We start from the raw sequence: 24598 nt of genomic DNA on the forward strand, positions 1-24598 counted from the left end.
CAAATTGTCCTGAAAGATATAGGAGTAAGCTTATTTTCTTCAAAAAAATTGAAAAAATACAAAGAGGGCATGTGAATAGAGAAAAGAAAGTGCTTATTAAAAGAGTTCGAAAAGAAGTGGAAAAATAAAAAAGGGAATAAGTTCAAGATCATTTCGACCTTAAACCTTTTCCCGAATTTTAACGTACAATTTTTTTATTAGCCTTGTGTTACTTGCTCTTCATAAATTGGTACCCATCCTTCAGTAGTAACAAACAGTCTAACTGCTACAACTTTGCGATCTTCAGCTAGCGTGAAGTAATGGCGTACATTTGGTGGTACTGAAATTAAGTCACCAGGGTTTAGGTTAACATGGAAGAACCCTTCGTTACCTTCAATGATAAAAGTACCATGACCACTTACAATAAAGCGCACTTCATCGTCAGTATGGTGATGCTCACGATTGAAATTCTTTAACAACTCATCCAAGTTTGGAGTTGCATCTGAAAGTGAAATGATATCACTTGCTAAATAGCCGCGACGAGTTGAAATACGATCAATTTCAGTTTTAAAAGTTGCAAGAATTGAAGATTTTTTCTTCATCAGAAAGAATGAATTTTTCTCTTAAAGATGGATCTAATTGTTCAATATTCCAGTTTTCATAAATAACACCTTGTTCTTCTAAATAAGACGTAACCTCAACATCATTTGTAATGTGAAAATCCTTTTTCTCTACCCAAATATTTGCCATTTTTTATTCCTCCATTAGATTCAATTTTTTATCAAAAGATTATTTAAACTTCCTTGTAATGCATATTGAAATAAAAATTCATAAGCCTCTAAGTGTTTTTTTGCTTCAAAAGCTGAAGTACCCCAAACTGTAATTCCATGATTATGGATGAGAACAGCTCCATGATCATTTTTAATATGAGGTAGAAATTCCTCTGCTAAAGTAGGGATATGAGCATGGTTTTTGATAATCGGAATCGTTATTTCCTCATCTTCCTCCCATAAACCTAAAGCCTTGATAATTTCAATTCCTGAAAATGATAATTCTTTTTGCGCAGGAAAATCCTTTGTGATCAGATTGTTTGCGATTGTATGAACATGTAAAACACAAGTCGCATTAGTGTGCAAATAGATTAATCGATGCAAAATGCTTTCTGCAGATGGTTTTTTCGTTTCATCCCAAATGGATTGATCAAATTCGTTTAAAAGTAAAAAGTCATCATACATATGTTTTGTTTTATCTTTTCCGCTTGTCGTGACTAAGAAATTTAAAGGTGCATCATTTACCTTGATTGATAAATTACCACTCGTACCTAAAAACCAGTCTCTTTTTGCAAGAGTTTGTTTTATATCACGAATTTCATCGTAACGTTTGAAAAATTCCTTCAAACTAAAACCTCCTTGTGTAACGCCGTTTGAATATCATGAAAATTTGTAAAGGGAATATAAGGTAGACTTAATTCCTCACATTTTTCTATTAAGAAGTCTCTTGCAAAAATTAAGTTCGCCTCTTTAGCAATTTGTAAATCGGTAATGGAATCACCAATTACAATAATGAAATCATCTGAACTACTAAACTTTCTCATAACTGAGGGCTTACACATACCACAATCATTTGAACAATGCGTATCACAAGAATGATCCCAATGGATGATCACGTTTTCGCCCGAAAAATCAGTTCGATTACATAACACATCCGAAGAGGGGAGGTAGTCAGCTAAAATGGGATGAACAAAAAAGTCTAAACCCCCACTTACAACCTTTAAATCATAATCGCTTTGTTTCACAAATTGAATGAAATCTTGAAAACCCTCTCTAATCTTCGTACTTTCTGTAACAAACTTAGTCATTTCTTCTTTTTTTGATGAAGGGATTGTAGAAAACATTTTTTCTACGCCTTCACGAATCGATATTTTTCCGCTTAAAACATCTGATGTTAAGACTTTTGCTGATGGTGAAGCGAATTGCTTAATTAAAGTTACGATGTTATCGCCTTCAGTGATTGTTCCATCAAAGTCACAAAATATTTTTATTGCCATTCTTTTACCCCCATAGTTGCAAAGCCTTTTGAAGTGAAGTGTCTGGAAGTGCATATTCATTTAATTTAATTCCAGAAAGTGTTGCGGTAATAGCTTCTCTAAATGCATTCCCTCCGCCAATCGGACCATCTGGATGCCCATGAATTCCACCGCCTGCATTTATAACTTGGTCAATTCCGAAATCTTGAATTAAACTTGGAACTAAACCTGGATGAATACCAGCGGATGGAACCGGGAATGTTTCTTTTAACCCATTTTGTACCGTAAGATTTTCTGCAATTTTTAATACAGTTTCTTTTTGTAAAGCAACAGACCCGTAAGGAGAAGGGAATAAGCTAAAGTCTGCTCCAGCAACACGTAATAATTTCCCTAATAATAAACCTGCATCAATCCCGTAAATAGGGGAAGCACTAAACGCTCCCGATACAGCAGGATGTGCCATGATCGGTATTTGAATTGATGGATCCTCGGCTAAACTTTGAAGAACATCAATTCCATATGAGAAAACATTTAATAAGAATACATCAGCACCAGCTTCTGCAGCTTGTTTTGCTTTTTCTTTTAATTCGTATGTACGACCAGTTAAATTAACCGCATATAAGGTTTTATGACCAGTTTTTTCATACACTTGCTGTAAGACTTTTTTACCTTGCGTAACTCGTTCTGTTAATGAAGTCACTGTATCAAATAAAATTTCATCGTCTTTAATTAGATCTACTCCACCTAATGCTTGTTTTTTTAATTCCTCTGAAATGTATTGTATATCTCTACCGATCACTGATTTGAAAATACTCATCAATAACGGACGATCATACACATCAATTTTTTCTCTGATCCCACTGATCCCAAATTTTGGTCCTGGGAATTGCTTTAAAATATCATCAGTAAAATTCAAGTCTACTAATTTAATTTCTCCATCAAGTGATAATTTTCCAAAAACAGTAGTTAAGATTGCTGGAATATCCAATGAAAAATTTAAACTAGGATAATAGATTTCTATAAAGCCTTTTGTTGGTCTATGACCAAAGTATTCGGTAATATTGTCTTCACATTCGACTTCACGAATTGAAAGTACCTTACCTTTATGTTTTTGTAATTGAATTTGATCATTTTGAGGCAAAGATGTCCAAGAACCAACTGTCAATCCAAGTGCTATGGACTCTGCTTTTTTTTCTAAATGATGATTTTTGTCATAAACCTGGTACGTTGCAATTACACCACTCATTTCATGACCTCCTCGGGTAATTAGTGAATAAAAAACAAAAAACCTCTCACAAGGAGAGGTATACCTACACCTTATCTGTCAGCAAAATGCTGCGAGAATTAGCACCGTGCTATGCAATATAGCCGGTTGCCGGGTTTCATCGGGCTCGGTCCCTCCACCTACTCTGAATAAAGTAAATATTTAATTTTGAATTTTTAACATAATCGCATTATTTCACGAACAATTGGAATTGTCAAACATTAATTGTTTAAAAATATCTCAAGATTTTTTAAACGTGAAATGGCTTCTTCTAATCTACTAGTGTCAGTCAACAGACCAACTCTAACGTAGCCTTCTCCAAATTCACCGAAACCATTACCAGGCGCAACAGCAATATGAGCCTTTTCTAGTAATAGATCTGCAAATTCGGATGATGTAAATCCATTTGGTACTTTAAGCCAAGCGAAAAATGAACCAGCAGGGGCAGTTACATTCCATCCGATTTCTCGGCAACCATTGATGAAAATATTTCTTCTTTCTTCGTAAAGCGATAATAATTCTTTCACACTATCCTGTGATTCAGTTAATGCAGCAGCGGCTGCTTCTTGAATTGCAGGAAATAAACTAACATAAAGATGGTCTTGCAATAAATTAATCGCTGAAACCACTTCTTTATTTCCAACGGCAAAACCAACTCGCCAACCTGCCATATTATAAGTTTTAGAAAGTGTGTAAATTTCAATACCACACTCCTTTGAATCAGGAGTTTGTAAAAAACTGATTGGCTTTTTACCATCAAATCCAAAGGCTCCATAAGCGAAATCATGGCAAACTGTTATTTGATTATTTTTTGCTAATTGAACCGTTTCTTCAAAAAATTCTGATGTAGCAACTGCACCAGTAGGATTATTAGGATAATTTATAAATAATATTTTACTAGCTTCTAAAACTTCTTGAGGAATCTTTTGATAGTCTGGTAAGAAATGATTTTCCTCAATCAACGGTAAAGTATATGGTACTGTTTTTGAAAGGGCAATTCCTGATAAATAGTCAGGATATCCTGGATCTGGAACTAAAATTGTATCGCCTTCATCACATAAACATAATGGCAATTCAACTAAACCTGCTTTTCCACCAAATAAAATGGCAACTTCTTCCTCAGGATCTAGATCAACATCATACTCGCGTTTATAAAAATCAACGATTGCTTGTTTTAAACTGCTAATTCCTCGAAATGGAGAGTATTTATGAGTAATAGGATTTTCTACTGAATTTTGTAGAGCTTTTATAATATGATTTGGCGTTGGTTGGTCTGGATTTCCTTGACCAAGATTAATAACATCATGACCATTTTTAATAGACTCATTTACCTTCATAACGAGAGAGGCAAAGAATTGCTTTGGTAGATTTTCTAATAATTTACTAGGTTTCAAGTTCATCACTCCAAAAAAATATAGTTCATTGATTTGTATGACTACAAGACTTACATTTCAAACAATGAATATTGCAATAACTTTCACCATCATATATGCTCATTTTAAAAATGTCTATAAAATTTAGAATAGGGTGAATATAAATTGATTAAGATTGCATGTATACAATCAGACGTTGTTTTAGGGGATTCTATTACTAATTTCATGAAGATGAAAGGCAAAATCATTGAGGCAATTAATCAACATGCAACAGTAATTGTGTTGCCTGAACTGTGGACGACCGGATATTGTTTAGAAGAAATTACGAAGCATACAGGTCAACAGGAATCTATTATTTCTGAACTTCAAACGATTGCTCGAAATAATCAAGTGACAATCATAAGTGGTTCATTTCCAATTGAGCGTGAACATGGCGTGACAAATACATTAATCGTGATAAACAATCAAGGTGATGTGGTGAAAGAATATGACAAAGTCCATTTGTTCCAGTTGATGAACGAGCACCACTATTTACAGTCTGGAACTGACAATGGTTTATTTACCATCGATGGCTTAGAGGTAGCTGGATTTGTTTGTTATGATTTACGTTTTCCGGAATGGATTCAAACTCATGCTGTAAATGGTGCAAAGGTTTTGTTTTTTGTTGCTGAATGGCCTATTCAAAGAATGGAGCATTGGGAAACTTTATTAAAAGCTCGTGCAATAGAAAACCAATGCTATGTAGTCGCATGTAATCGTGTTGGGAAAGATTTAGCGAATACATTTGGTGGAGGCTCGGTGCTGATTGATCCTTGGGGTGAAGTTTTAGTGAAAGGTTCTACCGAAGAAGAAATTATTTATGGAGAAATCGACCGAGGAAAAGTAGAGGAAATCCGCAATACCATCCCAATTTTTGAAGACAGAAAAGATGGAATTTATAAAAGTTTCAAAAAAAAACGTTTGACAAACTAAAAAATAATCATCTACAATACGGTTATAAAATTTAATATGCGAACTCTTATTTCGAGTAGGCGGAGGGATTTGGCCCGATGATGCCCAGCAACCGACCATAATACCATTGTGAAATGGGGCGTGAATATACGCCTGAGCTTAAATGCTCAGTAAGGCACGGTGCTAATTCCAACAGAAAAGAAATTTTCTGGTAGATAAGAGACGAAAGCCAATTTCCGATTGCCCCTTTTCGTCTCGAGAAGGGGCTTTTTATATTGTAAATTTTAAGGGGGATGAATAGTAATGACTGTCATTCAGAAGAAAGAATATAGACCTTTAACAGAGGCAACATCAATCACTTACTTACAAAAATTGGGTTATTTTACAAATCAAATATGTGAAAGTGTTGAAATTGGGGACGGAAATTTAAACTTAGTTTTTAAAGTAAGACCTGTTGGTCAAGAGCAAGGATTAATTATTAAGCAAGCATTACCATATGCAAAAGTAGTTGGAGAAAGTTGGCCACTAACATTAAAAAGAGCAACAATCGAAAGTAATGCAACAAAAATTTATAATGATTTAATTCCAAATCTAGTTCCGAAAATATTTGCACATGATGAAGAACAAGCAGTAACTGTTATGGAAGACCTTTCTCATTTACAAATCTTACGTAAAGGATTAATCGAAAAGAAAAGCTTTCCATTTTTTGCAGAACACATCGGTGAGTTTTTAGCAAATTCATTATTTTTCACTTCTGATTTCGGAACGACGCCTGCCAAAAAGAAGGAGCTAGAGCTTACTTTTAATAATCCTGAGCTATGCGATATAACGGAAGATCTAGTATATACGGATCCATTTTTTAATAGCGAGACAAATAGTTTTGAAGAGGAACTACTAGAAGATGTTCAAGCTTTATGGAACGATAAAGTGCTACAACTTGAAGCTGCAAAACTGAAACTTGATTTCTTATCAAAAAAAGAAGCATTATTACACGGTGATTTACATACAGGCAGTATATTTACATCAGCAACTGAAACAAAAGTAATCGATCCAGAGTTCGCATTCGTTGGCCCAATTGGATTTGATTTAGGGCAAATTCAAGCAAATCTATTATTCCAAATATTTAGTAGAACTGAGCAAAAAGAAGAAATACTTGATCAGCTTGTTACGATTGAAAAAGTTTTCAATGAAACATTTATCAGGCTATGGGAAGAGCATAGTGTAAGACCGTTTAACCAAGTCGAACTTATAAAAGAAAAGCTTGAAGGATATTGGATTGATGCAATTGGCGTAATTGGTTGTGAATGTATTAGACGTTCGATTGGTTTAGCACACGTAGAGGATATTGATTCGCTTGAACTAGACCGTAAAATTGCAATTAAAAAAGAGATCCTCGCGTTTGGGGCGAATTGCATAAAGAATAGATTTACTATTGGCAATATTAAAAATTTAATTTCTGATTGGAGCAACAAATCATGACTACATTACAGCAAATACCTGAATCATTACAATGGAACGGTGAAATTTTAAATATTCTTGACCAAACAAAATTACCACTAGAAATTGTTTATATAGAAGCAACCTCATTACAAGATGTGAGAGAAGCGATTGTAAAGCTACAAGTGAGAGGAGCTCCTGCGATTGGATTGGCAGCTGCTTATGGCTTATATCTAGGCGTGCGTGACATTGAAACAGACAAAGTAGAAGAATTTCGCGAGCAGTCAAGACGATTTGCTGATGAATTAATTAGTGCAAGACCAACTGCAGTAAATTTAGCTTGGGCTGTAGAAAAGCTTCTTCAACTTAGCTTGGATGCACAGTCAGTAGCAGAAGCGAAATTCATCATTATAGAAGAAGCGATTAAATTACATTTAGCTGACGAAGCTACGTGTAAAGAAATTGGAGAAAATGCATTAACACTTTTACATGATGGTGCTGCTGTATTGACACATTGCAATGCAGGTAGTATTGCAACAAGTCGATATGGAACCGCACTTGCTCCGCTTCATTTAGCAAAAGAAAAGGGTTGGGAAATTTCAGCGTTTGCTACTGAAACTAGACCAGTCTTTCAAGGAGCGAGGTTAACATCATGGGAATTAAAGCAAAGTGGCATTCCTGTAACGCTTTTAACAGATAATATGGTCGGCTATTTATTACAAAATAAAAAAGTTGATGCCATTATCGTCGGTGCTGACAGAATTACGGCAAATGGTGATACGGCAAATAAAATTGGGACATTACAATTAGCAATTTTAGCAAATTATTATCAAATCCCATTTTATGTAGCAGCGCCACTTTCAACTATTGATGTTTCTATTGAAACAGGCAAAGAAATTGTGATTGAACAACGTGATCGTAGCGAGGTAACAAATATTGGAGATTTACAAATCGCTCCAGATGGTATTGATGTCTTAAATCCGGCATTTGATGTTACGCCAAATGAATTAATTACGGCAATTATTACAGAAAAAGGAATCGTAACAAGTAATTATCGCGAGACATTTTTACGATGGGGGAATGAAGAATGAGAAAAATCATTGCAACTTTATCAATTGCATCAATCTTATTGACAGCCTGTGGGAATGAGCAAAATGCAGTTTCGAATCAAAAGTCACAAGTGACAAGTACAACTGAGAAAGAAACAAATACAACAAATACTGCTGCTGAAATTCCAGCAGCAGTAAATAAAAAATTAAAAATTGCTTTAGTAATGGAATTCTCAATCGGAACATTCTCATCGCAATACATTGATGGAGTTAAAAGACAGGTAGAGAAATTTGGTGGAGAAGTTCAAGTATACAATGCAGATAATGATTTAGCGAAAATGGCTGCAAATTTAGATACAGCAGTTAATGCAAAGGTAGATGGCATTTTAATCGATCACGGTCGTAAAGAAACATTAGAAAAAGGTGTGAAAAAAGCACTAGAAGCGGGTATACCTGTTGTTTCATTTGACAGTGATTTAAATCTTCCTGGTGTAACAGTTATTGACCAAGATGATTATAGTCTTGCTTGGAAAAGCTTAAAATGTCTAGCTGAAGATTTAAATGGTAAAGGTAAAATCGCAACAATTTGGGTTGGTGGATTTACACCGATGGATCGTAGAAAAGTAATGATTGAAGCGTTCTATAAACGATACCCAGCTATTAAAGAGGTTGCTAGATTTGGAAAAGCTAGTAGTAATACAATGTTGGATACGCAAGCACAAGTTGAAGCGCTTTTAAAGAAATACCCTAAAGGCGAACTAGATGCCATTTTTGCAACATGGGATGAGTTTGCAAAGGGTGCAACTAAAGCAATTCAACAAGCAGGTCGTACTGAAATAAAAGTATATGGTATTGACTTAAGTGATGAAGATTTACAGTTGATTCAACAACCAGATTCTCCATGGGTTGCATCAGCTGCAAGTGATCCAGGAGAAATTGGAGAAGTTCAATCTAGATTCCTATATCAAAAAATAGCAGGTGAAGAAACACCAGACATATATTCATTGGAACCTAAATTAATAGAAAAAGAGGATTTACCAAGTACTCAGGTTAAGGTGAGTGACTTAAGTAAATATAGTAAAAATTGGACACCAACATCAGCTGCAACATCACCTTGGATGGAGCAATTTGAGAAAGGGAAATAAACATGACTATTCAACTAGAAAACGTATCTTTTAGTTATGGAGACACAGAAGTACTAAGAGAAATCAATTTGAATGTCGAATCTGGTAAAGTAGTTGGATTTGCTGGGTTAAATGGTGCTGGTAAAAGTACTTTATTAAAGCTATTTGCAAAACGTCACTTACCTACAAGTGGAACGATTTCATGGAATGAATCAAGCTCAGTGGCATATGTCCCTCAGGAAGTAGATGAGGGACTAGTGCAAGGGTTAACAGTCATCGAAAATTTAATGCTTGCGATTCACCGTGAAAATAAACATGTATTTTTTTCGAAAAAGAAGAGTATAGAGTACGCGACTAAAAAATTAACTAGTTGGAACCTATCATTACCTTATTTAAAGACAGTTAATGATTGTTCTATTTATGAAAAACAACTGATTTTAATCGCAAAAGCTTTATTAAATGATGCATCGCTGTTTTTATTTGATGAACCAACTTCTTCATTAGGAAAAAGTGAAAAAGAACAATTCTTCTCATTTTTAAAGGTGCTTAAAAAACAAGGAAAATCAATTGTTGTTATTTTACACTCAATTGAAGAGATCTTGTCACACTGTGATGAAGTAGTCGTTTTAAAAAATGGTGAAATCAATCAGCAATCTCAGGCTAAGATTCTTTCAAAAGAAATAATCGTAGAGAAAATGTCTTCGTCTACATTTTCTTTTAATAAGAAGAGAAAGTTCCAAGATGAACTTGCTTATCAGTTTCATAATATCAATCTTGTTGATTCTAAACCTTCTATTAATATAGAAATAAAAAAAGGTGAAGTTATTGTTATCTATGGAGCGAATGGAAATAAAAAATCTACCCTAGCAAAAACGCTTTGGGGAGATAAAAAATCATACGATTTGATCAAAGAAAATAAAACTGTTTCAATTCATTCTCCAATCAGTGCTAATAAACAAGGGATTGCGTTTGTGCCGGAAGACAGAAGAAAAGAAGGAATCTTTCTTCATCATACAATTCGTGAAAATGTATCAATTCATGAACATGGTTGGATTAAGAAAAATCTCGAGGTCGTGAAAACAAACTCTTTTATTCAGTCATTAAGTATTTTTCCAAAAGACACTGAAAAAGAAGTGATTCATTTGAGTGGTGGAAACCAGCAAAAGGTTAGCATCGCAAAGTGGATAACACCAAATACACGCTGTCTAATTTTAGATGAACCATTAAAAGGTGTAGATATTTACGCAAAACAACATATTTTCCAATTTATTGACGATTTTTGTTCAAATGGAGGATGTGTTTTCTATTTTACAAATGACATTGAGGAAGCAAATGTTATTGGTGATAAACACTTTACCATCGTGCAAGGTGAATTATTGGAGGGAATCAAGTGACACAGTGGGCCCAAACACAAGGTAAAAGGATCGTTTTAGATTTTGGAGCAATTTGGCTTCTACTTCTTGTTATTGTATTTTTTTCAATGACATCTAGTTCATTCTTATCTTATAGTAATATCTCAGATATTTTAAGATCAATTTCAATCGTTACCTTATTAGCGATCGGTGTAACGTTTAGCTTAATTATTGACGGTTTAGATTTATCAGTCGGATCAACAGCAAGTATAAGTACGGTTTCGGCAGCATATTGTTTAATCGTTTTAAGACAGGAATTATGGGTTACATTACTCATAGCAATTGTCATTGGATTAATCATTGGACTTGCGAATGGTTTATTCATTACAAAAGGGAAATTACCAGATTTATTAGTGACATTGGCGATGATGTATGTAGTTAATGGATTACAATTAACATTAACAAAAGGTTCTTCTATATATGAAGGCATGACGTTTAATAATGAAGTAACAACTGGGCATTTTATTCCATCCTTCTTATATTTGGGGCAAGGGTCTTTATTTAATATTCCTGTGGCTGTCATCATCATGGCTGTATGTATTCTAATTTCTCATTTGTTTTTAGAGAAAACAACATGGGGTCGTGTATTTTTCTTTATTGGTGGAAATAAAACTGCTGCTCATTTATCGGCAATGCCAGTTAATAAATATCGTGTATATGCTTATGTAATTAGTGGATTATTTGCCGCATTAGGTGGGATTTTACTTGCGAGCCGCGTAGGTACTGGGCAAGTTTCAGCAGGTACACCTTTATTAATGGATAGCATTACAGCGGCGTATATTGGAATTGCGATGTTTGGTAAAGGGAAACCTAATATTGTTGGGACATTTTTAGGTGCGTGTTTAATGGGAATCTTATTAAATGGATTTACGATGTTAAATGTTCCTTATTTTGCTCAAGATATTATTAAAGGTACTTTATTAATAGGTGCCATTTTCCTTGCCAAAAAAAACAATTAATTATTTAGAAAGAATCTCCCTAAACAGGAGATTTTTTTTATTTTAATAGTAGAAATTAAGCAGAAATAGCATAGAATAAAAAAATTATACTTTTCATGTTAGATTTCCTAACATTGTGTTGACACTTTTTCTGACATGGAATAAAATACTATTAGATGAACGAAAGGAGCACTGCTATGAATGATCAAGTAAGACGCTCAACGCCACTTTTTCCGATTGGAATAGTCATTTCGTTAACTGAATTATCAGCAAGACAAATTAGATATTATGAAGAACATGATTTAATTCATCCAGCTCGTACTGAAAGTAAACGTAGATTATATTCATTTAACGATGTAGATCGATTATTAGAAATAAAAAAATTTATCGAACAAGGTTTAAACTTAGCAGGAATTAAAGAAGTGCTACAACTTAAAGCTCAAGATCCATCAAAAGAGACTGTTGTTCAGCAAGTGATTGTTGAAAAATCGATTTCAGATGAACAGCTTAGAAAGATGTTACGCCAGGAGTTATATCAAACTGGTAAGCTAGGCAAAACATCACTAAGACAGGGAGATATGTCGAGATTCTTTCATTAAATTATTATTTAAAACTGGTTTTTTCTGACTTTTATATTTATACAGGGGGAAATATAAATGAAAAAAGAGACGATTTTAAACAGTGTTGAAGAACATGGTCTTGAATTTGTTCAATTATTTTTCACGGATGTGGAAGGGGTATTCAAGCATTTAGAATTACCGATTACACAAATCGAAAAAGTACTGAATAATGAAATCATGTTTGATGGTTCAAGTATTAATGGTTTCACAAAAATTGAAGCAAGTGACATGATGTTATTTCCAGACTTCAGTACATGGAAAGTTGATACAGATGAAAAAGTTGGATTATTTATTTGTGACGTCTATTACCCAGATGGAACTCCATTTGAAGGTGACCCTCGAAATGTTTTAAGACGTGCAATTGATCATGCGACTGAACAAGGCTTTTCTTCATTTAATGTAGGACCAGAGCCAGAGTTCTTCTTATTTAATAAAGAAGGAAATAATTTAGTACCAAATGATAATGGTGGATATTTTGATGTTGCCCCACTAGATAAAACTGTAGCGATTCGCCGTGAGATAACAAAATCACTTCAACGTTTAGGTTTAGAAGTAGAGGCGTTACATCATGAAGTTGCGATCGGACAACATGAAATTGACTGGAAATATGCACCAGGCTTACAAACTGCTGATAATATTCAATTATTTAAATATACAGTTAGAAAAATTGTTGAAAATCACGGTTTAGTGGCAACATTTATGCCAAAACCTATTTTTGGAGAAAATGGTTCAGGTATGCATTGTCATATGAGCTTAGGAAATGATAATGGTAATGCCTTTTATGATGAAAATGATGCAATTGGATTATCAGAAACAGCACGTCAATTTATTGCAGGTGTATTAACACATGCTCGTGCCAATGCTTCAGTTACAAATCCAACTGTTAATTCATATAAGCGATTAGTACCAGGCTATGAAGCACCAGTTTATGTAGCGTGGTCTCGCAGTAACCGTACTTGTACAATTCGTATTCCAGCTGCTCGCGGAGCAGGTACTCGAATTGAAGTACGTAATCCAGATCCATCTGCAAATCCATACTTAGCTTTAGCTGTTTTATTATCTGCAGGTTTAGATGGAATTAAGCGACAATTAACTCCTCCAATTGAACGAGCTGAAAATCTATATTTAATGGATGATGTAACTCGTAAATCGGAGGGAATTGATACTTTACCAGGTAGTTTACAAGAAGCATATTCAGAATTAGAAAACAGTGAATTTTTACAGCAAGTATTAGGAAAACACGTTTATTATTCATTCCTACAAAACAAAAAAGATGAGTGGGATGCATATCGTTTACGTGTATCAGAATGGGAAAAAGAAACATATTTAAACTGCTAGACACTAAAAATTTAAATAAAAAAATAGAAAAGTGGGAAATTTCTACTTTTCTATTTTATAGTGTGTTAGACTAATTTTGTTTGATACATACGAAAGGGGAACTTTAATAATGGCTAAGTTTACAAAGGAAGATATTTTCAGAATTTCAAAGGAAGAAAATGTTAAATACATACGTCTTCAATTTACAGATTTACTAGGAATTATCAAAAACGTTGAGATTCCTGTAAGTCAGCTTGAAAAAGCATTAGACAACAAAATGATGTTCGACGGTTCATCAATCGAAGGGTTTGTTCGTATTGAAGAATCAGATATGTATTTATTCCCTGATTTAGATACTTGGGTTGTATTCCCTTGGACTGCTGAAAAAGGAAAAGTAGCTCGTTTAATCTGTGATATATATAATCCAGATGGCACTCCATTCGAAGGAGATCCTCGTAATAACTTAAAACGTATGTTAAAAGAAATGGAAGCTTTAGGTTTCACAGATTTCAACTTAGGACCTGAGCCAGAATTCTTCTTATTCAAATTAGACGAAAAAGGAGAACCAACACTTGAATTAAATGATAGTGGCGGTTACTTCGACTTAGCACCAACAGACTTAGGTGAAAACTGTCGTCGTGATATCGTTCTTGAGCTAGAAGAAATGGGCTTCGAAATTGAAGCATCTCACCATGAAGTAGCGCCTGGACAACACGAAATTGATTTCAAATATGCTGGTGCAATCAAAGCATGTGACGATATTCAAACATTCAAATTAGTTGTAAAAACAATCGCTCGTAAACATGGTTTACACGCAACATTCATGCCAAAACCATTATTCGGTGTAAACGGTTCTGGAATGCACTGTAACTTATCATTATTTACAAATGGCAAAAATGCATTTTATGATGAGTCTGGAGAGCAAGGCTTAAGTGAAACAGCTCGTCACTTTATCGCTGGTATCTTAAAGCATGCACCAAACTTTACAGCTGTAACAAACCCAACTGTAAACTCATATAAACGATTAGTACCAGGTTACGAAGCTCCTTGTTACGTAGCATGGTCTGCAAGAAACCGTAGTCCACTAATCCGTATTCCTGCATCACGTGGATTAAGCACACGTGTAGAAGTACGCTCAGTTGACCCAGCAGCTAACCCATACTTAGCATTATCAGTATTATTAGCAGCAGGATTAGACGGAATCAAAAACAAATTAGAAGCTCCAGCTCCAGTAGATCGCAATATCTACGTAATGTCTAAAGAAGAACGCGAAGAAGTTGGTATCATCGACCTTCCAGCAACTTTAGCAGCGGCACTTGAGCTATTAAAAACAGACGAAGTAATCGTAAACGCTTTAGGTGAACACCTATTTGAACACTTCGTTGAAGCAAAAGAAATCGAATGGGACATCTTCCGTACTCAAGTTCACCCTTGGGAACGTGACCAATACATGTCAGTATATTAATAAAATCACCCCTTGACGCTGAAGCGTTGAGGGGTTTTTATTTTGGTCAGAACTTATAGGGGAGGTGGAGGAGTTGATATGATCAAAAAATTTTATTTAGATAGTATTCATAATTTTTTAAAGAATCCTGATTAATTTTGTCACTAAAATGTGAATACACATCAGAATTAATTGTAATACTTGATTACTTTGGATGATGTAGTTCATCATATTGTTGAGATTAAAGCAGATTGGTCAAAGAGATTGGAAAAGAAGAACCTTAAGGCAATGTGTCATGGATGTCATAACAGACAAAATAACCTAACTAAATAAAATTGAAATGAGGCTAATATACCTAATTCTAGTTTTATTATTAGGTATATGTAGTTTAATAGAATACTAAATATCGACATACTTATCCATTTTTTGCTACTATTATATAAGTTTATAACCTTAGTTATAAATAAGGCATCTTAGAAAGAGGTAAGATTGATGACAAAAAGGCTTAAATTATTTATTGCTACAGTATTTACATTAACTATGTTTGTAGGAATCGCAGGTAATGCAGAAGCTAGTACATCTCAGGCAAGTTACAAACTAACAGCATACAATAGTAAAGGAAAAAAAGTTAATGTAAATGCACCGAAGGGATTAGTCGTGACTTGGTACAAAACCGGTTGGTACAAAGGTACATATAAATACGCGAACTATACTAAGAAAAATGGTAAATGGGTAAAGGGAACTAAATCTGCTACTATATTTGTCCAATCTAGTAAAGTTAAAAAATATACGACCACTACAAATAAGTGGATTAAAACAACAAAAGAAATAAAAAAGGCATACTTGAAAGTTGATCCAAATAATTATTCCTATTGTGTAGGTGATGATTCCGGTTACGGTTGTGATGATATAATTACAGTCTCAAAAGGTTCAAATGTTTATAAGAGTAAGAATAATAATGACTTCTTATATGCTCAAGATTCAAAAGGTAAAAACATTAAGGTAATTATAAATAATAATTATGATGCTTATGCAGAGTTTGTATATAACGATCCAGAAAAGAATAGTTTAAATAACGATTTTGATAATGATGGTATAGCAAACGTCCTTGACAAAGATATGGATGGAGACGGAATAGATAATTTCGGAAATTACAATTACAACGGAGAATATTATGACTTTGAAGAAGATTATGATATTGATGGAAATGGAATAGAAGATAACGAAGAGTATGTTGCAGGCTATCCTTCAATACTATCTTCACCTTGGGTAGTTGTTGATGCTTGGGTAGATACTGGCGATGGCGGTGGATACTTCGATGATAGTAGTGTAATTTCATATACTGATTACGACTACAAAAAAGTTACAACCAGCACTTCTAAGATTTCTGAATCTACTCAGGCTTACACTAAGGTTTATGTACCACCAGCTAAAAATGGCATCACCTTAGCTGAATTCAATAAGATTAAAACAGGTATGACTTACCAACAAGTGGTTCAAATCATTGGCGAAAACGGTACTTTGGATGCTTCTTCTTCTGGATATGGTACTACAATCAAAGTTTATTCTTGGAGTCAAAAAAACAGTACTTATGGTGGTTCAGCCTCGATTTTATTCGAGAATAATAAAGTACAATCAAAATCTCAAGCAGGATTAAAATAAAAATAATAAAAAAGGAATCTCAAGTGAAGTGAACCCAAAAAGTTAGACATATGGTTTTTATGCAGCTAATGAGGATTGGACTCTGTATTGTACAGGGGACAATCCTTTTCGTTTTATCTTAATACGTTCATGGTTGTAATAGTGAATATATTCAAGTAACTTCTCAATAAACTGATCCATACTACTAAATTCTTCATTGAATAGTAATTCAGACTTTAATAAGCCAAAGAAGTTTTCAATGACTGCGTTATCTAAACAATTCCCTTTACGAGACATACTTTGTTCAATCTCTAGTTGTTTTGCTGCAGTTGGATTTTTCTTCATCGCGTATGGAAGGTGTCTGGACAACATCAGTTTCTGAAGAAACACATGATGATGCGTCAATGGCTTACAAGCCATGCGTTATTTCATTTTCGCCTTCTATTTATATAAAGATAAATACTATATTATTTCTGTTATAATATTTGATATATAAAGACATCATGGGGGAATAAATTTTGGAAAAAGTTATTAGAAAAGGCTTCTTTTATGGCTTTTTGATTGGTATTGCAATTGCAATTTTATTTATTAAACATTATGAAATCATTACAACGACTGATGGAAATGAGATCAATTATTTAAAAGTATTTGATTACTTTGTAGTAATTTTAAAGCGTGGGATAGTAAGTTCATTTTTTGGAGCATTACTTGCTTTAATTATTTATAAACTAAATGATTCTTTAACATTGTCTAAAAAAATGAAAATTGGAGCAATTATTTTTGGTATAGCCGTGGTTGGACCACTTATTCAGTATTTAATGTCTTTAAGAATAGATGAAATGATACTGTTCAACTAACGCATGTTTTAGTTAAATATCAGTCCGACTCTTTAATCGATTTTATTATTGTGCTAAATGAAAGGAAAGTTAAGAAACAATAGAAGATTATTACAAAAAGTGAGGAGACAAGTATTTGTCAATTTTGAAGAAATTAGTAGTTGTTTTAGCAATTGTAGTCGTTATTTTATTGATAGGATTTAAACCTTTTATGAAGCTAAACCCACCATTAGAAAGTGGTACAATTGGTTGGACTAAGGATAGACATGGAGTAGTTATTGCTATAGGTAATACAGGTTTGAAAAAAATAAAGATTACAAATGTATTAGTTAATAACAATGAACGCCCTTTAAATGCGAAAATCCAAGAAAGTAATCCACTTCAACCACTAATTATTACAGATTCACTCAATGAAGAAAAAAAATATGGTTTTAAGGATATTGATTCTTTAATGATTGAACAAAACACATCACCATCTGATAGTTTGGAAAAAGTAAACAATGGCACTGCAACAAAAAAAGATAAAACATATGGACTTTATGTTGTACAAAATAAATCCATACATAAAGTAATTATTAAATATCGTTATATGGGAATTCTTTTTCTGAAAGAAATTACAGTTGGGTGACATTAGAATATATATTTTATTGCAGCTAAAGCTTATATTAATTCATTACCACTAAATAAAAAGGATCCTTTTTATATAAGGAGGGACTTTATTTGTTAAGGAATATTTGTTTAATATTTTGTTTGTTATCCTTCATTCCACTGGCTATTGGTTGTTCAAAAATAGAATCTACTGTAAATGAGGAGTTCGAAGTGCCTCATAGTTTTGATGTTCCTAGCGAATATAACCATGCTAAAGTGTTTCTAGATTCAATAACAAAACAGGGAATAAGGATTACAGAAATAAATAATTCTAATATGATGGCTCTTTTCCAAACTAATTATAATTATGCAATGTCTGTAAAGAGTGAGAGTGGGAATTTTGTATTAATTCATCTTGAAAATAAAAATGGTAAAGAATTCAACATTGAAAACAAAGAATCGGTTGATGGTAGATTTAAGTATTTAATTAACAAAAATGGTGAATCAGTTCGATTATATGATTCAAATTCAAAAACTTATTTTAATAAAAATGATGAATACATTACGATAACGCAATCAAAAGAATTAAATAAAATATTAAAGAAAGTTATAGAGTAACAAACCAGGATTAAATAGAAAAAGACTGATTCATAAAATTATGAATGAGTCTTTTTTGCTGTATTCGAATTAAAAAGAACATTCATCTAGTGTAATCCACTGATTAGAGAGGATCTACTAGACAATCTATTATTATTAGTTTTTATAAAATCAAATTCATATTTTAAGTTTTTTATCTCGGATACTTTTAGAAAGTTTTGCAAGAATAATCAATATGTATTCTAATCCAGTTTTATATGTCAAAATAAAGCGCTTGCATTTTTTGAAATAAATTATATAATACTTGTATACAAGTATACTAGTATTAACAAGAGGGTGAACAAATGAAAGAATCAAACCAATATTTATATCCTGCAAAATGGCTTTCAAAAGCTTCAGCTGGAGATCGCGTAACATATGAGTTAAGAATGCAGATTATTTCAGGGTTGATTGAAAGCGGTACCACTTTATCAGAGAATAAACTGGCTGCCGATTTTGAGGTGAGTCGTTCACCAATTCGAGAAGCATTAAAAACACTAGCATCTGAAAATTTAATTCGTTTAGAGCGAATGGGTGCAGTTGTCATTGGATTAACAGATAAAGAAATTGAAGAAATTTATGATGTCCGATTACTGATCGAAACGTTTGTATTTGAGCGATTAGTTAAATTAGATACGAAAGAATTAGTAATGGAACTGAGTAAAATTCTTGAAATGATGAAAGTAGCTATAAAATATCGAGATGCAGATGAGTTTTCATTTCAGGATGTATTATTTCATGAAACAATTATTCGTGCGATTAGTCATTCATACATTACGATGATCTGGAATAATGCGAAACCGGTAATGGAAGCGTTTATTCTTTTATCAATGCGTGTTCGTTTCGAGGAACGATACGAGGACTTTCCACGCATAGTTGAGAATCATCAACTTTATATTGAAGCAATCGCTACAAAGAATAGAGACCTTATGATTCAATCATTACATCAAAACTTTGATGATGTTCAAGGAAAAGTAGAAGACCTTTGGAGGTCACAACAAATGCTTTCTAAAGGAGTAGACCAGGAATAATGAATAGTTATATGTTAGGGTTAGACATCGGTACGACAAGCACAAAAGCCGTGTTATTTAGTAAAAAAGGCAAAGTTATTCAACAAGAGAATATCGGTTACCCACTCTACACACCTGATATTTCGACAGCTGAACAAGACCCTGAAGAGATCTTTTCAGCAGTCATACAAGCGATTTCTAGAATCATGAAACAACATCCGCAAAAAGAAATTTCGTTTATTTCTTTTAGCAGTGCAATGCATAGCATGATTGTTATGGATGATAATGATCAGCCGCTAACGCCTTGTATTACATGGGCAGATAATCGCAGTGAAGCCTGGACGCATAAAATTAAAGATGAATTGAATGGTCATGAAATCTATAAACGAACAGGAACGCCGATTCACCCAATGTCGCCTTTAAGCAAGATTACTTGGATTGTGAATGAACGACCAGAGATTGCGATCAAAGCAAAAAAATATATCGGGATTAAAGAATATATATTTAAAAAGTTATTTGACCAATATGTTGTTGATCATTCACTTGCTTCAGCTATGGGGATGATGAATCTTAAAACACTAGATTGGGATGAGGAAGCCTTAAAGATTTCGGGAATCACTACTGAGCAACTATCAAATCTTGTATCTACAACTGATATTTTTACGAACTGTAATCCCGATATGGCTAAACAAATGGGGATTGATCCACAAACTCCTTTTGTAATTGGTGCAAGTGATGGCGTACTTTCTAATCTTGGAGTGAATGCGATTCGAAAAGGAGAAATTGCAGTCACAATAGGGACAAGTGGGGCAATTAGAACAATTATTGACCAACCACAAACTGATGAAAAAGGCCGAATATTTTGCTACGCATTAACGGAAAAACATTGGGTCATTGGAGGGCCAGTAAACAATGGTGGGATGGTTTTTCGTTGGATTCGAGATGAATTTGCCGCGTCAGAAGTAGAAACTGCAAAAAGATTAGGTATTGATCCGTATGAAGTACTGACAAAGATCGCTGAAGGTGTAAAACCAGGGGCTGATGGGTTATTATTTCATCCTTACTTAGCGGGTGAACGTGCACCATTATGGAATCCTGACGTCCGCGGCTCGTTCTTCGGTTTGACGATGGCTCATAAGAAGGAACATATGATTCGCTCTGCTCTAGAAGGAGTAATTTACAATTTATATACGGTATTTTTAGCTTTAATTGAATGCATGGAAGGTCCGGTTACTCGAATTCAAGCAACAGGTGGATTCGCAAGGTCAGATGTGTGGCGTCAGATGATGTCAGATATTTTTGACCTAGAAGTAGTCGTACCAGAAAGCTATGAAAGTTCTTGTCTAGGTGCTTGCATTTTAGGACTGTATGCAACAGGGGAAATTGAATCTTTTGAAGTTGTTTCTGATATGGTCGGTAGTACTCACAAACATTTGCCTAAGGAAGAAGCAGTAGCTGAGTACAGACAGTTACTGCCAATCTTTATCAACTTATCAAGAGTATTAGAAGCAGATTATACAAGGATTGCTAATTATCAAAGAGGTTTAATTAATAAAAATAAATAAATTTTCGGGGGGAAATATCATGCCATTAGTAATAGTAGCATTAGGAATTGTAGCATTACTTATTTTAATCATGGGGTTAAGATTAAATACGTTTATTTCATTAATTATTGTTTCATTTGGTGTAGCTTTAGCACTTGGAATGAAACCAGACGATATTGTGACTACAATTGAAGCTGGTTTAGGTGCAACACTTGGTCATTTAGCATTAATCTTCGGACTTGGTGCAATGCTTGGTAAGTTGATTGCAGATTCTGGTGGCGCACAACGTATTGCAATGACGCTTGTTAATAAATTTGGTGAAAAAAATATTCAATGGGCAGTAGTTGCTGCTTCATTCATTATCGGTGTCGCTTTATTCTTCGAAGTGGGATTAGTATTATTGATCCCAATTGTATTTGCAATTTCAAAACAACTAAAAGTTTCTATTCTATATCTTGGAATTCCAATGGCGGCTGCTTTATCTGTAACTCATGGTTTCTTACCGCCACACCCAGGTCCAACTGTAATTGCTGGGGAATATGGAGCAAATATTGGTGAAGTATTACTTTACGGTTTTATTATTGCGATTCCAACTGTGATTATCGCTGGTCCTTTATTTACAAAGCTTGCTAAAAAACTAGTACCTGCTTCCTTCACTAAAATGGGAAATATTGCCTCTTTGGGTGAACAGAAAACATTTAAACTTGAAGAAACTCCTGGATTTGGAATTAGTGTATTTACCGCTTTACTACCTGTTATTTTAATGTCAATAGCAACAATTATTAATTTACTACAAAAAACAATTGGATTTGATGATTCTGGCTTAATAGTGGCGATCCGCTTTATTGGTAATGCCGGTACTGCTATGGTGATTTCATTACTAGTTGCAATTTATACAATGGGATTGGCTAGAAAGATACCAATTAAAGAAGTGATGGATTCTTGCACAACAGCAATTACACATATTGGTATGATGCTCTTAATTATCGGAGGCGGCGGTGCCTTCAAACAAGTATTAATTAATGGCGGTGTAGGTGACTATGTAGCTGAGTTATTCAATGGCACTTCATTATCACCGATTTTACTAGCATGGATCATCGCTGCAATTTTACGTATATCATTAGGATCTGCTACTGTTGCAGCTTTAACAACTGCTGGGTTAGTTATCCCAATGTTAGGTCAATCAGATGTAAACCTTGCTTTAGTCGTTCTTGCAACAGGTGCTGGTAGTTTAATAGCTTCACATGTTAATGATGCAGGTTTCTGGATGTTTAAAGAGTATTTTGGTTTAAGTATGAAAGAAACATTTTCAACTTGGACATTACTAGAAACAATTATTTCAGTTTGTGGATTAGGATTTATTTTATTACTAAGTTTATTCGTGTAAAGTTAAAACTCAAAACGCCTTAGCCCTTTAATTTTGAAGGGCTAAGGTTTTTTTATTTTTACTGAAGAAGTTTATTGTTCCAAAACTTAATATAATTTTTCTTATTTTTATAAATTGTGAGGTCTCATAATGATATCTTAAAATAAATTTTCTTAAGGATGGAATTAACGCTTTCACTAGTCCAACAACATTCGACAACTCCGTCGGTCTTTATAGTGGTAAATGAAAGGATAATTGAAAAAGGATATTTAACATTTAGATTGAAAAGTTATAGAAAGAATATCATTTGAAAGAGGGAGAAATATGTTAAGGAATGAATTAATTTCAGAAATAGCTAATAGAATCTTAAATTTAAAATTGCCACATCCTATTAGAGTAGGTGTTAGTGGGATAACAGCTTCCGGAAAAACAACACTTGCGAATGAACTGATGGCGGAACTTCAAATTAGAAATATGGATGTGGTTAGGACAAGTATAGATAATTTCCATAATCAGAGAACGGTACGATATAGACAAGGAAAGGAATCAGCAATTGGATATTATGAAGATGCCCACGATTACAATACATTTAAGGGTAAACTTCTAATTCCTTTAGGTCCAGGGGGAAACCTTCATTATCAAACAATTTCTTTAGATTTAGACAAAGACGAATTTGTAAGGTCAGAATCAAAAGTAGCTAAAAAAGATTCGATATTTATTATTGATGGTACTTTCCTTTTCAAAAAGGATCTTAGCAATCATTTTGATTTTAAAATATTTGTTAATACAGATTTTGAGATAGCGAGAAAAAGAGGGGCCAGTAGAGAAGAAGGAAATTTTGGTGGTTATGATAAAGCAGAAGAAATGTTTATTAATAGGTATCACGCTGCCTCTAGAATGTATTTAGAGGAACATTTACCTAAACTAACAGCGGATGTCGTCATTAATAATGATGATTTAGAAAATCCATATTTTGTTTAAAAGAATTTTCCAATTTAAATTGAAAAAAGTAAATAGAAAATATTGTACCATAACCTATAATTTTAAGCTGTATGTTGGTAAAATAAAAAAGATCAACAACTATAGATTGCACATATGGGATGAGGTACTGAATGGAATTTTTGATAAAAGGTATTAAACAAAGTAGAACTATCTATCTATTAATTTTTTTAATAATTATGGCTTTACTTGCAATATTTGGAAATAGTTTTGGTGTTTTATTTGTAATTGCTAACTGCTCGGTTTTGTTTCTAATAGCAGTATTATTTAATAAAGCTAAAATATCGGGAAATCGAAAGTTTAAAGTAATTAGCCAAATAATTATAGCAATGTATAGTGTTTTTCTATTTTCTTTTTTCTTAATAGAATCTATCATCATTTTAGAGGCTAAAGCAAGTAATAAGGATGATTTTAAAAATGTCGACTTTGTTATAATACTTGGGGCTGGACTCCATGGGGACATTCCCTCGAAGACTCTTGAAACTAGATTAGAAGCAGGAAAACAATTTTTGTTAAAGAAAAACAATCTACCAGTAATTGTTTCAGGTGGTCAAGGTGAAGGGGAAACGATTTCTGAAGCTAAGGCTATGGGAAGGTATTTAACCAATAAAGGAATTGCAGAAAACCGAATATATTATGAAAGTGAATCAACTACAACATATGAAAATCTTAAATATTCAAAAGAGATCATTAATCAATTAGGTGTTACAGAACCAACAGTATTAATTGTCACAAATGATTACCACATAGTAAGGGCTAAAATGATTGCTAAAGAGTTAGGTTTAGAGAGTTATGGTTTAGGCGGAAAATCTCCTATGCTAGTTAGAATAAATTATTTCATTCGAGAGTACTTCGGCATTGTCAAAACAATAATAAATCAATATTTATAAATTTAATTTATAGTGTTACCTTATTTGAAACATTAAAATGAGGTGTTTTATTAAGAAAGATGTATTGTGGTAGTATTTATTAATCTTATTATTTGGAACATTATTAGGTTATTTTGGTTTACCCACCATACAACGCATTATTCATTTTTAATGT

Annotated in this window: 23 protein-coding genes, 2 pseudogenes and 2 riboswitches; of the genes and pseudogenes, 19 read left to right on the forward strand and 6 right to left on the reverse strand. The window is 33.5% G+C overall.

Annotated elements, in window-relative coordinates; all coding sequences use genetic code 11:
• Nucleotides 1-197 precede the first annotated feature (197 nt).
• The 5 genes and pseudogenes from ABID96_RS08190 to ABID96_RS08210 form a co-directional block, all read right to left on the reverse strand.
• A pseudogene (locus ABID96_RS08190) lies at nucleotides 198-729 on the reverse strand (cupin domain-containing protein).
• A 20-nt stretch (nucleotides 730-749) separates the two neighbouring features.
• Entirely contained in the window at nucleotides 750-1376 is a 627-nt protein-coding gene (locus ABID96_RS08195) for a methylthioribulose 1-phosphate dehydratase (RefSeq protein WP_192601584.1), read from the reverse strand.
• Complete coding sequence (locus ABID96_RS08200) at nucleotides 1373-2026, reverse strand: 2-hydroxy-3-keto-5-methylthiopentenyl-1-phosphate phosphatase (protein ID WP_192601585.1); 654 nt, start codon at nucleotides 2024-2026, stop codon at nucleotides 1373-1375. The genes ABID96_RS08195 and ABID96_RS08200 overlap by 4 nt, the downstream gene beginning before the upstream one ends.
• Nucleotides 2027-2030: 4 nt before the next feature.
• Nucleotides 2031-3251, reverse strand: a complete 1221-nt coding sequence (gene mtnW / locus ABID96_RS08205; protein ID WP_192601586.1) for a 2,3-diketo-5-methylthiopentyl-1-phosphate enolase — start codon at nucleotides 3249-3251, stop codon at nucleotides 2031-2033.
• A 68-nt stretch (nucleotides 3252-3319) separates the two neighbouring features.
• Nucleotides 3320-3425, reverse strand: a riboswitch (SAM riboswitch).
• A gap of 65 nt (nucleotides 3426-3490) precedes the next feature.
• Nucleotides 3491-4672 carry an aminotransferase class I/II-fold pyridoxal phosphate-dependent enzyme gene (locus tag ABID96_RS08210; RefSeq protein WP_483300733.1) on the reverse strand — a complete coding sequence of 394 codons (1182 nt, stop codon included), beginning with the start codon at nucleotides 4670-4672 and terminating at the stop codon, nucleotides 3491-3493.
• 138 nt (nucleotides 4673-4810) lie between these two features.
• On the opposite strand from ABID96_RS08210, the gene ABID96_RS08215 reads away from it, so the two are divergent.
• The 11 genes from ABID96_RS08215 to ABID96_RS08265 all read left to right on the forward strand — a co-directional run bounded on the left by ABID96_RS08215 (nucleotide 4811) and on the right by ABID96_RS08265 (nucleotide 16596).
• Nucleotides 4811-5614 carry a carbon-nitrogen family hydrolase gene (locus ABID96_RS08215; RefSeq protein ID WP_192602049.1) on the forward strand — a complete coding sequence of 268 codons (804 nt, stop codon included), beginning with the start codon at nucleotides 4811-4813 and terminating at the stop codon, nucleotides 5612-5614.
• Nucleotides 5615-5657: 43 nt separating this feature from the next.
• A riboswitch (SAM riboswitch) is annotated at nucleotides 5658-5815 on the forward strand.
• An 81-nt stretch (nucleotides 5816-5896) separates the two neighbouring features.
• Entirely contained in the window at nucleotides 5897-7072 is a 1176-nt protein-coding gene (gene mtnK, locus ABID96_RS08220) for an S-methyl-5-thioribose kinase (RefSeq protein WP_192601588.1), read from the forward strand.
• Nucleotides 7069-8121, forward strand: a complete 1053-nt coding sequence (gene mtnA / locus ABID96_RS08225) for an S-methyl-5-thioribose-1-phosphate isomerase (RefSeq protein ID WP_192601589.1) — start codon at nucleotides 7069-7071, stop codon at nucleotides 8119-8121. Before mtnK ends, mtnA begins: the two co-directional genes overlap by 4 nt.
• Complete coding sequence (locus ABID96_RS08230) at nucleotides 8118-9224, forward strand: sugar ABC transporter substrate-binding protein (RefSeq protein WP_192601590.1); 1107 nt, start codon at nucleotides 8118-8120, stop codon at nucleotides 9222-9224. Before mtnA ends, ABID96_RS08230 begins: the two co-directional genes overlap by 4 nt.
• A gap of 2 nt (nucleotides 9225-9226) precedes the next feature.
• Entirely contained in the window at nucleotides 9227-10597 is a 1371-nt protein-coding gene (locus ABID96_RS08235; protein WP_192601591.1) for an ATP-binding cassette domain-containing protein, read from the forward strand.
• An 86-nt stretch (nucleotides 10598-10683) separates the two neighbouring features.
• The gene (locus tag ABID96_RS08240) at nucleotides 10684-11574 is read left to right on the forward strand and encodes an ABC transporter permease (RefSeq protein WP_192602050.1); all 891 of its coding nucleotides are present in this window, start codon (nucleotides 10684-10686) and stop codon (nucleotides 11572-11574) included.
• A gap of 176 nt (nucleotides 11575-11750) precedes the next feature.
• A complete protein-coding gene (locus tag ABID96_RS08245; RefSeq protein WP_087998339.1) occupies nucleotides 11751-12152 on the forward strand; it encodes a MerR family transcriptional regulator in 402 nt (133 codons plus the stop codon).
• A 57-nt stretch (nucleotides 12153-12209) separates the two neighbouring features.
• The gene (locus ABID96_RS08250) at nucleotides 12210-13511 is read left to right on the forward strand and encodes a glutamine synthetase family protein (protein ID WP_192601592.1); all 1302 of its coding nucleotides are present in this window, start codon (nucleotides 12210-12212) and stop codon (nucleotides 13509-13511) included.
• A gap of 109 nt (nucleotides 13512-13620) precedes the next feature.
• On the forward strand, nucleotides 13621-14955 hold the full coding sequence (gene glnA / locus ABID96_RS08255; RefSeq protein ID WP_192601593.1) for a type I glutamate--ammonia ligase: 1335 nt from the start codon (nucleotides 13621-13623) through the stop codon (nucleotides 14953-14955).
• A 189-nt stretch (nucleotides 14956-15144) separates the two neighbouring features.
• Nucleotides 15145-15267: an HNH endonuclease gene (locus ABID96_RS08260; protein WP_377897049.1), complete on the forward strand. Its 123-nt coding sequence runs from the start codon at nucleotides 15145-15147 to the stop codon at nucleotides 15265-15267.
• Between the two features lie 159 nt (nucleotides 15268-15426).
• Complete coding sequence (locus ABID96_RS08265) at nucleotides 15427-16596, forward strand: DUF3862 domain-containing protein (RefSeq protein ID WP_192601595.1); 1170 nt, start codon at nucleotides 15427-15429, stop codon at nucleotides 16594-16596.
• Nucleotides 16597-16653: 57 nt separating this feature from the next.
• Here the strand turns inward: ABID96_RS08265 and ABID96_RS08270 are convergent.
• Nucleotides 16654-16884 (reverse strand): annotated as a pseudogene (locus ABID96_RS08270) (transposase); the annotation flags it as partial.
• A gap of 209 nt (nucleotides 16885-17093) precedes the next feature.
• On the opposite strand from ABID96_RS08270, the gene ABID96_RS08275 reads away from it, so the two are divergent.
• The 8 genes from ABID96_RS08275 to ABID96_RS08310 all read left to right on the forward strand — a co-directional run bounded on the left by ABID96_RS08275 (nucleotide 17094) and on the right by ABID96_RS08310 (nucleotide 24444).
• The gene (locus ABID96_RS08275; RefSeq protein WP_192601596.1) at nucleotides 17094-17432 is read left to right on the forward strand and encodes a hypothetical protein; all 339 of its coding nucleotides are present in this window, start codon (nucleotides 17094-17096) and stop codon (nucleotides 17430-17432) included.
• Nucleotides 17433-17547: 115 nt separating this feature from the next.
• Nucleotides 17548-18039, forward strand: a complete 492-nt coding sequence (locus ABID96_RS08280) for a hypothetical protein (RefSeq protein ID WP_192601597.1) — start codon at nucleotides 17548-17550, stop codon at nucleotides 18037-18039.
• 92 nt (nucleotides 18040-18131) lie between these two features.
• The gene (locus ABID96_RS08285; protein WP_192601598.1) at nucleotides 18132-18617 is read left to right on the forward strand and encodes a hypothetical protein; all 486 of its coding nucleotides are present in this window, start codon (nucleotides 18132-18134) and stop codon (nucleotides 18615-18617) included.
• Between the two features lie 323 nt (nucleotides 18618-18940).
• A complete protein-coding gene (locus ABID96_RS08290) occupies nucleotides 18941-19666 on the forward strand; it encodes a GntR family transcriptional regulator (protein WP_192601599.1) in 726 nt (241 codons plus the stop codon).
• Nucleotides 19666-21210, forward strand: coding sequence for a gluconokinase (gene gntK / locus ABID96_RS08295; protein ID WP_192601600.1), 1545 nt, complete (start codon nucleotides 19666-19668; stop codon nucleotides 21208-21210). The genes ABID96_RS08290 and gntK overlap by 1 nt, the downstream gene beginning before the upstream one ends.
• 19 nt (nucleotides 21211-21229) lie before the next feature.
• Nucleotides 21230-22576, forward strand: coding sequence for a GntP family permease (locus tag ABID96_RS08300; RefSeq protein WP_192601601.1), 1347 nt, complete (start codon nucleotides 21230-21232; stop codon nucleotides 22574-22576).
• Nucleotides 22577-22879: 303 nt separating this feature from the next.
• Nucleotides 22880-23536: a nucleoside/nucleotide kinase family protein gene (locus tag ABID96_RS08305; protein WP_192601602.1), complete on the forward strand. Its 657-nt coding sequence runs from the start codon at nucleotides 22880-22882 to the stop codon at nucleotides 23534-23536.
• A gap of 131 nt (nucleotides 23537-23667) precedes the next feature.
• Nucleotides 23668-24444, forward strand: coding sequence for a YdcF family protein (locus tag ABID96_RS08310; RefSeq protein WP_192601603.1), 777 nt, complete (start codon nucleotides 23668-23670; stop codon nucleotides 24442-24444).
• The last annotated feature ends 154 nt before the right edge of the window (nucleotides 24445-24598 follow it).

The sequence above is a fragment of the Gottfriedia sp. OAE603 genome (assembly GCF_040543965.1).
GTDB classification, from domain to species: Bacteria; Bacillota; Bacilli; order Bacillales; family Bacillaceae_G; genus Gottfriedia; species Gottfriedia solisilvae.

Bases quoted from the DNA above. Each gene is read 5' to 3' on its own strand.
- ABID96_RS08235 (WP_192601591.1), top strand. From the start codon at position 9,227: ATGACTATTCAACTAGAAAACGTATCTTTTAGTTATGGAGACACAGAA.
- mtnK (WP_192601588.1), top strand. From the start codon at position 5,897: ATGACTGTCATTCAGAAGAAAGAATATAGACCTTTAACAGAGGCAACA.
- ABID96_RS08240 (WP_192602050.1), top strand. From the start codon at position 10,684: ATGACATCTAGTTCATTCTTATCTTATAGTAATATCTCAGATATTTTA.
- mtnW (WP_192601586.1), bottom strand. From the start codon at position 3,251: ATGAGTGGTGTAATTGCAACGTACCAGGTTTATGACAAAAATCATCAT.
- glnA (WP_192601593.1), top strand. From the start codon at position 13,621: ATGGCTAAGTTTACAAAGGAAGATATTTTCAGAATTTCAAAGGAAGAA.
- ABID96_RS08305 (WP_192601602.1), top strand. From the start codon at position 22,880: ATGTTAAGGAATGAATTAATTTCAGAAATAGCTAATAGAATCTTAAAT.
- ABID96_RS08310 (WP_192601603.1), top strand. From the start codon at position 23,668: ATGGAATTTTTGATAAAAGGTATTAAACAAAGTAGAACTATCTATCTA.
- ABID96_RS08250 (WP_192601592.1), top strand. From the start codon at position 12,210: ATGAAAAAAGAGACGATTTTAAACAGTGTTGAAGAACATGGTCTTGAA.
- ABID96_RS08200 (WP_192601585.1), bottom strand. From the start codon at position 2,026: ATGGCAATAAAAATATTTTGTGACTTTGATGGAACAATCACTGAAGGC.
- ABID96_RS08265 (WP_192601595.1), top strand. From the start codon at position 15,427: ATGACAAAAAGGCTTAAATTATTTATTGCTACAGTATTTACATTAACT.
- ABID96_RS08230 (WP_192601590.1), top strand. From the start codon at position 8,118: ATGAGAAAAATCATTGCAACTTTATCAATTGCATCAATCTTATTGACA.
- ABID96_RS08245 (WP_087998339.1), top strand. From the start codon at position 11,751: ATGAATGATCAAGTAAGACGCTCAACGCCACTTTTTCCGATTGGAATA.
- ABID96_RS08290 (WP_192601599.1), top strand. From the start codon at position 18,941: ATGAAAGAATCAAACCAATATTTATATCCTGCAAAATGGCTTTCAAAA.
- gntK (WP_192601600.1), top strand. From the start codon at position 19,666: ATGAATAGTTATATGTTAGGGTTAGACATCGGTACGACAAGCACAAAA.
- ABID96_RS08300 (WP_192601601.1), top strand. From the start codon at position 21,230: ATGCCATTAGTAATAGTAGCATTAGGAATTGTAGCATTACTTATTTTA.
- mtnA (WP_192601589.1), top strand. From the start codon at position 7,069: ATGACTACATTACAGCAAATACCTGAATCATTACAATGGAACGGTGAA.